Below are 13,543 nucleotides of genomic sequence, written 5' to 3'. Positions count from 1 at the left end.
CAATAATTTGATATACGCGTTCTCTTGCGTTTTTCAAGGAGTATTACCGTACTTTTGCATATACTCTTTGGGTGAAATGCCAAACTGTTCCTTGAACGAGTTGGAGAAATGTGCCAGATTATTAAAACCGACGGAATAAGCGATATCCGATATATTCATCCTCTTGTCTAGCAGAAGCTTGGCAGCCTGCTGTATGCGTATGTTTCGGATAAAATCACGGGTGCTGAGGTTGGTCAGTGCCTTTAATTTGCGGTAAAGGTGCACACGGCTCAGCCCGACGCTTTTTGCCAGCATCTCCACGTCCAGTGTAGGCTCTGCCAGATTATCGTTGATGACTTTCATTACTTTCTCCATCAGTATCTCGTCTGCAGGCTTTATGTTCAGTACTTCCAGTTTCTCTTCTTGTTGCTGCATGCCACTAAACTTGTTTTTTAGAAGTTTCCGGTTAGTTATCAGATTGGAAACTGTTTTCCTTAGTATTTCAACATTGAACGGTTTCACCATGTATGCATCGGCGCCGGTATCTATTCCTTCTGCATAATCTTCTGGTTTTCCTTTGGCTGTGAGCAGGATTACCGGAATATGGTTGATATTTACGTTCTGCTTAATCTTCTTGCATAAAGTTATGCCATCCATTTCGGGCATCATGACATCGCTGATCACCAGGTCGGGGGCGGTGGACAGGATAGTGCCGAAAGCTTCTTTCCCATTGTTGCAGGTGATTATTTTGTAGAGGTCTTCCAATTGCTCTGCCAAATAGTTTTGTATATCTTTCTCATCCTCTACCACCAATATGCGGAAGTTGGTTTTGGATTTGGTCTGTACATTATCAGTCGGTATCTCTTCCGCCTCAAATTCTGGCTTTTCGTTGATGGGTTGAGAGTTGGGGATTTCTTCGAAGTTTGCAGGATTCTCTAGCTCGCTCGCTTTCAGGTGGGAGGATCCCAGTGGAATGCGCACGGTGAAGCGGCTGCCTTTACGGTCTTTGCGATTCTCGGCTGTGATGGTACCGTGGTGGAGGTGTACCAGTGAGTGAGTCAGGTGGAGTCCTATTCCTGTCCCCATATTATTATAAGTCGAACTGTTGTTTATCTGGTAGAAGCGGTCGAAGATACGCTCTATCTTATCTTCTTCCAGTCCGATACCTGTATCTTCTATCGTTATCTCGAAATAATCCTTTAGCGGACCGTCGGTGTCACTACTGCCTTGTGTCAGAGTGACAATAATCTCTCCGCCGTCAGGGGTATACTTGAATGCATTCGACAGCAGGTTCATAAGAATCTTGTCGAAGTTGTTCATATCTATCCACACTTTCAAGAGGGAGACTTCATGCATAAAAGTCAGCCGGATGTTCTTTTGTCTGGCCATATACTCAAACGTCAGTTTCAGGTCATTGATAAATCCTACTATGTCCGTCTCTCTGAATTTCATGAACATTTGTCCTTTGTCTATCTTCCGTATATCCATGAGCTGATTCACCAGTCGCAAGATGCGCTGTGAGTTGCGGTAAATCATCAGATAGGTTTTGTTTAACTCCGGGGTTTTGTTTTCAGATAATAGTTTTTCAATCGGATTGATGATTAGTGTCATGGGAGTGCGTATCTCATGGGAGATGTTGATGAAGAACTGCAATTTGGCTTCGTTAATTTCTTCCTGATGCTTACGCTCTATCAGTTCCTGCCGTTGGCGGATGCGGTTGAAGATATATCCTATGATGGCTAATACAAGTAATATGAATAGTATGAAGTAAGCCAGGTATGCCCAGCCGGAGAGGTACCAGGGTGGGGTGATGACAATATTTATAGTACGTACTTCCGATGTGTTTCCATGCTCTACGGCACAGACTTGGAAAGTATATTTCCCATGGGGCAGTTTGTTGTAAGTGACACGGTTATTGCCTGTTTCCGTGCTCTGCCACTCTTTTCCTAATTCTGTTATTCTATATTGGTACTTTATCTGCTGGGGATTGTCGTACCTGAGAGTGGAAAACACGATGCTGAATGTGTTGTCCTGATGGTTGAGGCGAAAGATATTTGCATCGATTACGGCAGTTGAAACAATCGGTTTGTTGCCGGACAGGGTATTTTTATTGATAGGTTGGTTGAATACCAGGAAATCGGTTATGTAGACGTCATTCTGTCTCGGTTGTTCTATGATTTGTTCCGGCATGAAATAAGTGATTCCGTCACTGCCACCGAAGTAAATCCTTCCGTCTTTATCTTGAAAGCAAGCCCCGTGAGTAAATTCGTTGCCTTGCAACCCGTCTCCGATATAGTAATTGATAAACCGTTTGCTCTTTCTGTCGAGCTTACTGATGCCATTATAGGTACTGACCCATATATTTTGCTGGTGGTCTTCACAAATAGCGCAGATAATATTGTTGGGAAGTCCGTCTTGCATGGTATATCTTTGTACTTCTTCTGTTTTTCTGTCTATGTGGTAAAGTCCGTTTGATGTACCCGCCCAGATATTCCCCTCTTTATCTTCAAGGAAACTATAACCGGTACCACCTGGAATCATCTGCTGAACCTTACTGAAACTATTTTGTTCGGGATTATAACAGGAGACACCCTGATAACTGCCTATCCATATCAATCCTTCGCAATCACAAAGAAGTATGTTTGCCCAGTCGTTACTGGGTCTGTTCGGTTGTCGGCTTACCCCTTCTGAACGGGGCACATTGTATTGCCGGAGTCTTTTCGTGTCTAAATTATAGGTATATAGCCCGCTTCCCAAGGTGGCAATGTAGAGATTGCGATGGTTGTCCTCGATAATATTCATAATTTTCTCATGCAGCAACTCAGGAATATAGTTGCATTCACCCGTCTTTTTGTTGAATATGGATAATCCTTTGGCGTATGCCCCTAACCAGAGATCATTGTTTGAGTCTTGAAAAATACTTGTAATTGTGTTTGAAACGGACTTGGAAGTATTTCCGGGACGATAATGCTTAATCAGATTATGGTTACTGTCCAGTTCAAAAACGCCTTCATTGTCTGCCCCTATCCATAGGTGGTTGTCTGTATCTTTAAAGATGGTCATAATGCATCCTGTTCCTATCGGGTTGTTGTGCAGCAGCTTGTGACCGATGTAGCCGAAGCGTTCCCTATGGGCAGGCAAGAAAATAATGCCTTTCTGGAATATGCCTAACCATAGGTTTTTATCCTTATCCTGCAAAATACTGTGTACTTTTGCGGTGTTCAGGTTAAAGGGGGAAGTGTTGATCGGGTAGTCTTCGATCTGGCGGATTTCCGGGTTATAGGCTTTAACTCCTTCTCCATCCGTACCTATCAGCAGTTTTCCATCTATAAAGGCCAGATTCTTTATCGGCAGATTTTGCCTGTTTCCATAAGCTACTGGCGTGAACTTCTTCTTTTGCCTGTCATATAAACATAAGCCTTTGGTCAGAGTTCCGATAAACAGATTCCCGTGATCATCTTCCTCGATGGCCGATATATTGTTGCCCGGAATATCCGGATACCGGAAATGCTGTATTTCCCCGGATGCCGGATCATAACAAGCGACCCCTTGCACTTCCGAAGTAAGCCAAAGCTTTTTCTGGTCATCTTCGAAAATAGAATTAAAGCTTATTAGCCGGAGTTTTTGATTGACCTTGTCAATGGGCTCTATAGTTTTGCTGGAGAGGTTCATGCGAAAAATGGTATCGTTGGCAGCTACTCCCCATACTTCGCCATTATGTAACTCCATGATATTGGTTACGTGCCATCCCCTGTTTCCTTTTCCTTTCATTTTTATCAGCTCGAAGTCGTCAGTTTCAGGGTGATAGAGCATTAATCCTCCCAGGCATCTTATCCATAAATTCTGGTAGCTGTCTTCAAAAACCCCTCTTACATGGTTGTTGACTAAAGAGGTGGAATCACTGTCAATGTGTTTATAGTGTGTGAAGTGGGTACCGTCGAACTTGTTCAGGCCAAATTCGGTTGATACCCAGATGAACCCCCTTTGATCTTGGTATAATTGGTTGATGAGGCTGCTGCTGAGTTGTTCGTTGGCAGAATAATAGGTTCCCGTTTGAGAGATACTTTTGGAGGGAGCCACCAGAAATAGCATTGTTATGACGATGCTTTTGATTGTTTTTATATCCATAGCATTATGATATATGAAATATACAGCACCAAATTTACACAAAATAATTGATTTACAAGAATCTCACATTTATCGGATATAAGCGGAAGATATCTTCTTTACAGGCATTGTAAGGTCTTCGTGTAACGCCAATATAAGGTTTTGTAACATAGGGAAAAGTGATGTACTCTTCATGTAATATTTGTGTAACCTCCTTATGGGCTTTTTCTTCTTTTATGGTTTAATTTTGTCATATCCGAAACGGAGTAAACGTTTTGCCTTAAATATTATATGATTGTTTAACTTTTAATTTTAATAAATATGAAAACATGAAAAAGAAGTTGTTCTTCCATTTATCCGACTTAAATCAAAAATTTGTATAACTAATTTAATTAATGGTTTTTATGAAAAGCACCAATCTTTATTTTAAGCCCTTGGGGCTGTTATTCTTATTGTGCCTGATACCATTGTGGGCGTTCTCGCAAAACATTACAGTGAAAGGTATGGTAAAAGACGCAACCGGTGAGCCTGTCATCGGTGCCAGCATTATAGAAAAAGGAACTACAAACGGTATTATTACTGGTTTGGACGGCGATTTCACTTTACAGGTACGGAAAGATGCCACTTTGGTAATCTCTTTTATAGGATATATGACGCAGGAAGTGAAAGCAAGTGTCGCTCCTCTTAACATCACTCTCCAAGAAGACTCGAAAACACTTGAAGAAGTGGTAGTGATTGGTTACGGTACGGCGAAGCGTTCGGATGTGACGGGTTCTATCGTTTCCATGCGTGGCGATGATCTCCGCACGGTACAAACGGGAAATATCTCCTCTGCTTTGCAAGGACGTGTTGCTGGTGTCGAAATGTCACAGACTTCTTCCAGACCGGGTGCCTCTATGCAGATACGTGTACGTGGTACGCGCTCGCTCAATGCCAGCAACGACCCGTTGGTGGTATTGGACGGTATTCCGTTTGCAGGTTCGTTGTCGGATATCAATCCGAATGATATCAAGAGCCTTGATATCCTGAAAGATGCTTCTTCTACGGCTATCTATGGCTCGCGTGGTGCCAATGGCGTGATTATGGTGACAACGCACAAAGGTTATACCGAGCAAAAAGCACAGGTGACCTACAACGGATACTTTGGTATTAAAAGTGCCCAGAAGTACCCGATGATGAATGGAGAAGAATTTGCTGCTCTTCGTAAAACTGCCGGTAAATATGGCAATGGTATAGATGAGTCTGACGACATGAATACCGACTGGCAGGACTTGTTCTATCAGACGGGTATCACTTCCAGCCATGATGTCAGTATCTCGGGTGGTGGCAAAGCCAATAACTATAGCTTTGGCCTGGGCTACTATCACGAAGAAGGCGTGGTGCCTACGCAGCAGTACAACCGTCTTTCCTTGCGTGGTTCCCTCGACCAGGAAGTAGGCAAATACATTAAGGTCGGTTTCGTCACCAATAATACCTATAATGTGACCGAAGGCGGAAACATTGGTTTGTATGGCACACTGAGCTTATCTCCGCTGATTAATCCGAAGAATGAAGACGGCACTTGGAAGAGAACGGTCAAGATGGCAACCGACGAACAGTATATTTATCCCAAGGAAGTGCTTGAAGGGATAGGAGACTTATGGGTTCAGGAGGACAAAGTGTTCGGTTCCTATAATAATATATATGGAGAGGTGAAGATACCCGGAATAGAAGGCCTGAAGTATCGTGCCAATCTCGGTCTGAACTTCCGCATGAGCAATGGCGGTTCTTTCAAAGGACAGGGCATCAACGAGGTGAATCCCAATACCACCTCTTCGGCTTCTATCAGCAATTCGCTGACCACCAACTGGACGATTGAAAACTTAGTGACCTACGACCGCACTTTTGCAGAGAAGCATCGGCTGAACGTAGTGGGTATGTATTCTGCCGAGCAAACTACTTTCAATAAGTCGGCAGTTTCAGCAAGGGATATTCCTGCCGGATATTTCCAATACTACAACCTGGGGCATGCCAACGGTGAGATTACTGTCAATCCAGGTAACCAGGGTTATCAGCAAAGTGGTCTGATGTCATGGATGGGACGTGCGATGTATTCGTATGACGATAAGTATATGGCAAGCGTCACGTTCCGTGCCGATGCTTCCTCCCGTCTGGCTCCGGGACACAAATGGCATACATATCCTGCCGTATCCCTCGGCTGGAATATTGCCAAAGAAGGTTTCTGGAAGAATCTGCTTCCTATAGTAGATCAACTGAAACTGCGTGTGGGATATGGAGAAACTTCCAATCAGTCCGTCGACCCGTACAAGACTCTCGGCCTTCTCTCTACCCGCCCGTATAACTTTGGTCCCGACACCTATGCAACCGGTTATTATGTATCGGAACTTCCCAATTCAAATTTGGGTTGGGAATACTCCAGTACTTATAACTTCGGTCTGGACTTCTCGTTCCTGAATCATCGCATTTACGGTACGTTCGAGTACTATATACAAGATACCAAGGATGTATTGCTCAGTGTAAGTCTACCCTCTACAGCCGGTGTAGGCAGCTATATGGCGAATATTGGTGCTACGCAGAACAAAGGTTTCGAGCTTTCGCTTAACGGCGTGATACTGGACAATGTGAACGGCTGGAGCTGGGATGTAGGTGTCAACCTCTATAGCAATCGTAATAAGCTGAAATCATTGGCTTCGGGTGCCAAAAAGGACGAAAATAACTGGTGGTTCGTAGGACACCCCATCGATGTGATTTACGACTACGAGAAAATAGGCCTTTGGCAAGAGGATGAAAAAGAATTGATGAATATTCTGGAGCCGGGTGGAAATGCAGGTATGATTAAGGTGAAATATACTGGTGAATATGATGCAAATGGTAAACCGACCCGTAGTATCGGTCCCGATGACAGACAAATTATCTCACTGGAACCCAAATTCCAGGGTGGCTTCAATACCCGTGTAGCTTACAAGGACTTTGATTTAAGTATAGTAGGTGCGTTCAAGAGTGGCGGTACGCTTGTCAGTACGCTTTATTCATCTACCGGCTACCTGAACATGCTGACGGGACGGCGCGGCAATGTGAAGGTGGACTATTGGACACCGGAGAACACGGACGCTAAATATCCGAAACCGGGTGGAATAGAACAGAGTGATAACCCGAAGTATGGCAGCACACTGGGACGTTTTGATGCGTCTTACCTGAAAATACGAAACATTACATTGGGCTACAACGTTCCTAAAGATTGGTTGAACCGCTTCAGCATAAGCAATCTTCGTGTCTATGCCACTGTACAGAATCCGTTTGTATTCTTCTCACCCTACTATGATGAGAGCAGTTGCGATCCGGAGCCTAACTCATACGGTAATGAAAACCAGGCGGTGACTACCGGCCTTAAATCGCGTTTGCTGGTTATAGGTACCAATTCGCCTTCAACGCGCAACTATCTGGTAGGTCTTAATTTAACATTCTAAACCCTCTAAAAAAGATATAGTATGAAAAAGTTATATACAAAATTCATCTTGGGTACGGCACTTTTCTCGCTGTTCCTCACAGGATGTTCCGATATATTGGACGAACAACCGCGCAGCAGTTATGACCCTACTTTCTTCAAAACCGAAACAGGTGTGATGGGTGGACTGACAGCCATGTATGCCCACTTGCGCCAGTTCTACGGGCAGTATTATTATGCTGCATGCCAGATGCCGACTGATGAGTACACCTTTGCATGGAGTGCCGACAATAACTTTAAGGACATCGACTTGACGGAAGGGGTGGGCAACTATGCTGCGAATACAGTGCGCTCGGATGCATTGTGGGGTGCGGCGTTTCCTAATATCAATACTGCAAGCGGTGTGATAGAGAACGGTGCCGGTGCAGGCGTATCGGATGCATTGATTGCCGAAGCCCGGTTCTTCCGTGCTTTCGACTATTTCCAGTTGGTACAGACTTTTGGCGGAGTGCCTTTGGATTTGGGTTCAGGCGAATTGAAGTTCAACACTACTCCCGTGCGTTATTCCGTACGTAACACTGTTCCGGAAGTATATACAAAGGCCATCTTCCCCGACCTGAAACTGGCAGTGGAATTGTTGCCCGAAACAGGACGTGTGACGGGTGGCGCAACTAAAACGTTGGCACGCCTTATGTTGGCAAAAGCATATCTCACTTATGGCTGGTGGCTCGAAAGCACCATTCCTACTTATCCCGAATGCTCGCGAACCGATCCCGACGGACACGATAAAGCATGGTACTTCCAGCAGGCCTATAATCTGGCTGTGGAGGGCATAGAGAATCCCGGTTCGTTCAAATTGATGGATTATTACTACGATGTACACGTTGGCTCCAACGACCGCAATGCTGAAGTATTGCTCTATGCCGACCATACTGAGAGCAGCGAATTCTATGATGGCCAAAACCATTCTTATTTTAGCGGTGGTGCACCGGGCAATCAGATTGTATGGTTTGCCACCTGGAACTATACACTCATCAGAAGTACACAGGGTTCCTCTGACGGAAAGGCGGTCGAGTCTGTGCAACGTGAAGCAGCGCAGGCTTATGGACGTCCGTGGAGTTGCATGGCTCCTCCGATTGGTGTGTTTCAAAAAACTTTTGCCGACAAGGCCAATGACTCCCGTTACGATGGTACTTTCGTGACTACTTTCCGTGGAAACTGGACGAAAGGCAGCATCAGTGATAACACTCTGTATAATGCCAACGGACTGGCAGTACATCCGGGTGATGCTATCCTGACTTTCCTCAATGAAGATCCTGCCAACGACAGTGATATTGACTACGACTCCAACGCAGCAAAAAAAAGTGCAGTGGCAGCAGGCGTGATGCCGGGAAGAAGCGATTATGTCATTGCCCCCAGCCATATCAGCCGTGGACGTTATCCGAACCTCTGGAAACTGGGTACATATCGTACAAACAATGGCGACGGACTTGGCGAGCCTAACGGTGGTATCACCCGTCCTGTCAACATTGCCTATTTCTCAGAATTGTTCTTTGTTGCAGCAGAAGCTGCCGTGAAAGGCGCTACTACAAAGACTGTCACCGGAACATATGCCAATGACGGGAGCGCAAGAGGCTTGATTAATATTATTCGTGCCCGTGCCGGTAAATGGCGTTGGGACAATAATGGCAACGTAGCCAAGGAGGAAGACAATAGTGCAACAATGGTCAGCCTTACACCGGCGACCATAGACATTAACTATATCCTTGATGAACGTAGTCGTGAATATTTTGGCGAAGGTTTGCGCTGGTTCGATTTGGTTCGCACGGAGAAATTGGTGGAATACGCCACTACCTATGAGATTGGTAGCGGTACGAATGACGGTAGTCCCATCGGAACGATGAGCGTGCCCGGTAGCCACATCAAGCATACTTATACCCGTAACATCCAGTCACACAATTACCTGCGTCCTATTCCTACGGGACAACTGAATGCTTTGGAAATGACTGATGAAGAGAAGAAAGCTTATCAAAATCCGGGATATTGATTAGGTATTAGGTGATTTATAATTCCCGTTAGGGGTCCAGTGAAATGCCGCTTTCCATCAAGATGGGAAGCGGCATTGTTTTGGGGAGTTTCAGAGAACAGAAAATCGTTATATGTAAATTGGGTTATTGTTTTGGGTTCATCCGACAAATGCGTAGTTAAATGATGAACCTGTTTAAATACTTTCAACTTCTATAGCATACTCTTCATCAATCCCTTCTACCTGCACATATACGGTCATTTTTCCTGCCTTTCGGGTGGATTGCACAACGGCCAGCGCCTTTCCGAAATAAGTCTTTAGTTCATTGCCTGCAAATGACTTCTGACGGCGTAAATCTCCATTGTCTATTCCCAGGAACTTGCCTTCTCCTTCAATTCTTACGGTTACTTTACGGTCGTCCGTCTGCACCGGATTTCCCTTTGCGTCTATCAAGCTGATAGCAATGTGCGACAGGTCTTGACCGTCGGCCTTTATCTCTGTACGGTCAGGGCTGACGATAGCCCGGTCGGTATTTCCTGACGTTACCAGTCGATAATGTGCCACTTCTTCATCTCCGTTATACCCTTTGGCTTCCAGCTTTCCCGGATTGTAGGGCAGATACCATACAATGGTATTGTTCGTGAAGTTGGCTGTGTGCTGTTTTCCCATCAGCTTGTCATCCAGATATAGTTCCACGCTTTCGCAATTAGTGGTGGTGCGTATTTCCATCACCATGCCCCTGTACGACTGCGGAAAGTTCCAGTGTGCAGCCATCTTGGGCCATTGCCACAAGTCTCTGCCATGATCTATATCGAGCGACGGGTCTACTATGGCTATCCGTACCATTGGTTCGGGATTCCACATTGCGCGGTGGTAGGCTGCTCGTGGCTTTTCGAACATGCAGATGTCAAACAAGCCGTTGGGCCAGCCTTTACTGGGCCAACCTGCCTCTCCCAGATAATCGACACCGGACCAGATGAAGCCTCCGGCCACGAAGTCGTTCTTTGCAACAATTTCCCAGGGATTCAGGGGAGTATAACTGCGGATTCTGCCTTCTTCGCCTCTGAAGTAGGGCAGTTCTTCTGATATCAGGAATATTCTTTCCGGATATTTCCGACGGTCCGAGAGCATACGTGCTTCCAAGTAATTGTATCCGATGACATCGGTGACACCCGCAAAGGCGTCCTGATGCCTGTTTTGAGCGGCCAATGTGGCTGGGCGGGTGGGCTCGAGCTTATGGACGAAGTCCTGTAACATTCTGGCCCGTTCCACACCGGTAGTGCTGCCGTCCCATGCTTCCTGCACCTCGTTTCCGATGCTCCACAAGATGATGCCGGGGTGGTTACGGTCTCGCAATATCATGTCTGCCATATCCTTCTGCCACCACTCGTCGAAGTATTTCTCATAATAGCCTGATTTCCATTTGTCGAATGCTTCGTCTATCACTACAAAACCCATGCGGTCGCACATATCGAGAAACTCGGGCGAAGGTTGGTTGTGGGCACAGCGGATAGCATTGCAGCCATACTCCTTCAGTATCTCGAGGCGGCGTTCATAGGAGCGGTCGGGCACAGCGGTTCCCAAGCTGCCTGCATCCTGGTGCAGGCACATGCCTTTTAGTTTTATGGGTTTGTCGTTGAGGAAGAATCCTTTGTCCTTGTCGAAACGGAATGTTCTGACTCCGAACGTGGTGTTATAAACATCTGTCACTTTATTGCCTGTTTTCACTGTGGTTTCCATCCGATACAGGGTAGGCTTTCCTATGCTCCAAAGTTCGGGAGAGGTCAGTATAAAGTTTTGTGCCAAGTCTGCTGTGGTTCCGGCGTTGATTGCAATCTTGGAATTAGGGCTTTTAGCCACCACTTGCTTTCCTGCCGCATCGTATACCTTTTGCTGCACGCTAACGGTTTGTTCTTTAGCCGTCTTGTTGGAAATGGTGGTCACGATGTGTAGGTCCGCTTCTTCATTGCTGACCTCAGGCGTTGTGATGTACGTGCCATAGGTTGCCACGTGGACGGGGTTTAAGGCTTGAAGCCAAGCATGGCGGTAGATTCCGGCACCGGAGTACCAGCGTGGCCTGCCACCCGTCGTGTTCACCCGCACGGCGATGACGTTTTCCTTGTCATAATGGAGATGAGACGTCATATCATATTCGATGCTGCAAAAGCCATAAGGGCGGAAACCCAAATGCTGCCCATTGATGTAGACATCGCTTTGCTGGAATATGCCGTCGAAAAGGATGGATATGCAGCGCCCTTTGTAGGAAGAAGGAAGTTTGAATGTTTTGCGATACCAGCCGATGCCTTCTGGAAGGTATGCTGCCGAACCTCCTGCCTCTCTGTCGAATTCCTGTTTGATGTTCCAATCGTGTGGCAACTGGATGTCTTCCCAATGGGCATCTGCATACTTCGGTTCTGCATACCGGACATCGTCACTCAGGGAGAATTTCCAGTCAAAGTCAAAGCATTCTTTGATGTGTGTCTGTTCTTGAGAGAAAGCATGGGTTGCCCAGACAAGCAAAGCCAGCATTAATAGTTCTTTCTTCATGGTCTTTGTTATTGATTTATGATTATTACTTTAGCTGGACAAAAATAACGATTTTACAGGAGGGGGCTTTGCAATCATGTTTCCTTGTTATTTCTTCTGGTTACAATTCAGGAAAGATTGGTTACATAAACTTATCACAGTATTACATTGGGGTGGTCACTCTGTGCAGAACGCTGTATAGAGGCTATTCAGTAGGAGTGTATAAAAAAGCCGGAGCTTATTTTGATAAGCTCCGGCTTCTGAATTATTTGCGTACCGAGAATTTATAGATGCACTGGCTCTGATATTTCTCTCCCGGCCGTAACACAGCCGACGGCCACTCCGGTTTGTTAGGAGTGTCGGGATAGTGTTGTGTTTCCAGGCAAACGGCCGTACGGAGATTGTAGACAATCCCCTTCTTGCCGGTCAATGTGCCGTCCAGGAAGTTGCCACAATAAACCTGTATGCCGGGCTCGTTGGTATAAACATCCAGAACGATGCCTGTGGCGGGTGATTCGAGTGTGGCACATACTTTACTTACGTCTCCTTGAGTATTCAGCACCCAATTGTGGTCGATGCCATTTCCATTCTTCAACTGTGCGAAGTCTTGGTTTATGTTGGCACCTATGGCAGTAGGTTGTCTGAAATCCATGGGAGTACCTTCAACGCTTGCTATTTCGCCGGTCGTCATGAAAGTGCTGTCCACCGGAGTATAATGGTCGGCGTTCAGGGTCAACAGATAACTTGAATTATCTTTTGAAGGATTGCCATCCAGATTGAAGTAAGAGTGGTTGGTCATATTGACGATGGTCGGTTTGTCTGTTTCCGCCTCATACTGTATGTCGATGGCGTTGTCATCCGTCAGTTTCATGGTGACGGTGCATTGCAGATTGCCGGGGAATCCTTCTTCTCCATCCTTTGCCAGATAAGTCAGTTGCAATTCCCGGTCGCTCTTTTGTACCCCTTTGTACACACGATATTGGAAACCTTTCGGACCGCCATGCAAGCAATGGCCGTAGTTATTCTGCGGCAATTGATATTCCACACCATCCAGTGTGAAGCGTCCCTGGTTAATACGATTGGCATATCGTCCGATACTTGCTCCGAAATCAGATGGATATTTGATGTAGTCCTGTATGGAATCAAATCCCAGTACCACATCCTTCATATTTCCATCCTTATCCGGAACCATGACCGACACGATACGGCCTCCGAAATTAGTGACACACACTTCCATCTTGTTCTTGTTCTTCAGAACGAATAAGTCAGTTTTCTCACCATTGACTTCTGTCTGGAAATCGCTTCGCTTCAATCCGGATTCGGTCAGTTCTTCTTTTGTTGTTGCGGTACATCCAGCCATCAGAACTGTACATACCAAAAGAAACAGTTTATTCATATAGTTTTAATTAAAGTGACTGTAGCATTGTGATAAGTAGTTATATTATGCATAACTCTTACTT

Annotated in this window: 5 protein-coding genes; 2 read left to right on the top strand and 3 right to left on the bottom strand. The window is 45.6% G+C overall.

What is annotated here, in order from left to right:
• Positions 1 to 33: 33 nt before the first annotated feature.
• Complete coding sequence (locus tag BN161_RS17210) at positions 34 to 4,107, bottom strand: hybrid sensor histidine kinase/response regulator transcription factor (RefSeq protein WP_044268569.1); 4,074 nt, start codon at positions 4,105 to 4,107, stop codon at positions 34 to 36.
• 383 nt (positions 4,108 to 4,490) lie between these two features.
• Between BN161_RS17210 and BN161_RS17205 the strand changes: the two genes are divergently transcribed.
• Positions 4,491 to 7,553 (top strand): SusC/RagA family TonB-linked outer membrane protein, encoded by a 3,063-nt coding sequence (locus BN161_RS17205; protein ID WP_044268566.1) that lies wholly within the window; start codon positions 4,491 to 4,493, stop codon positions 7,551 to 7,553.
• 21 nt (positions 7,554 to 7,574) lie between these two features.
• Positions 7,575 to 9,578: a RagB/SusD family nutrient uptake outer membrane protein gene (locus BN161_RS17200; RefSeq protein WP_044268564.1), complete on the top strand. Its 2,004-nt coding sequence runs from the start codon at positions 7,575 to 7,577 to the stop codon at positions 9,576 to 9,578.
• Between the two features lie 174 nt (positions 9,579 to 9,752).
• On the opposite strand, the gene BN161_RS17195 is transcribed toward BN161_RS17200, so the two are convergent.
• A complete protein-coding gene (locus tag BN161_RS17195) occupies positions 9,753 to 12,104 on the bottom strand; it encodes a glycoside hydrolase family 2 TIM barrel-domain containing protein (RefSeq protein WP_044268561.1) in 2,352 nt (783 codons plus the stop codon).
• Between the two features lie 244 nt (positions 12,105 to 12,348).
• Positions 12,349 to 13,479 (bottom strand): aldose epimerase family protein, encoded by a 1,131-nt coding sequence (locus tag BN161_RS17190; RefSeq protein WP_044268558.1) that lies wholly within the window; start codon positions 13,477 to 13,479, stop codon positions 12,349 to 12,351.
• Between the last annotated feature and the right edge of the window lie 64 nt (positions 13,480 to 13,543).

The sequence above is a fragment of the Bacteroides timonensis genome, from assembly GCF_000513195.1.
Taxonomy (GTDB): Bacteria; Bacteroidota; Bacteroidia; order Bacteroidales; family Bacteroidaceae; genus Bacteroides; species Bacteroides timonensis.
Note: the sequence above shows the minus strand (reverse complement) of the source record. Positions and strands in the feature narration are given on the sequence as shown.

Bases quoted from the DNA above. Each gene is read 5' to 3' on its own strand.
- BN161_RS17210 (WP_044268569.1), bottom strand. From the start codon at position 4,107: ATGGATATAAAAACAATCAAAAGCATCGTCATAACAATGCTATTTCTG.
- BN161_RS17205 (WP_044268566.1), top strand. From the start codon at position 4,491: ATGAAAAGCACCAATCTTTATTTTAAGCCCTTGGGGCTGTTATTCTTA.
- BN161_RS17200 (WP_044268564.1), top strand. From the start codon at position 7,575: ATGAAAAAGTTATATACAAAATTCATCTTGGGTACGGCACTTTTCTCG.
- BN161_RS17195 (WP_044268561.1), bottom strand. From the start codon at position 12,104: ATGAAGAAAGAACTATTAATGCTGGCTTTGCTTGTCTGGGCAACCCAT.
- BN161_RS17190 (WP_044268558.1), bottom strand. From the start codon at position 13,479: ATGAATAAACTGTTTCTTTTGGTATGTACAGTTCTGATGGCTGGATGT.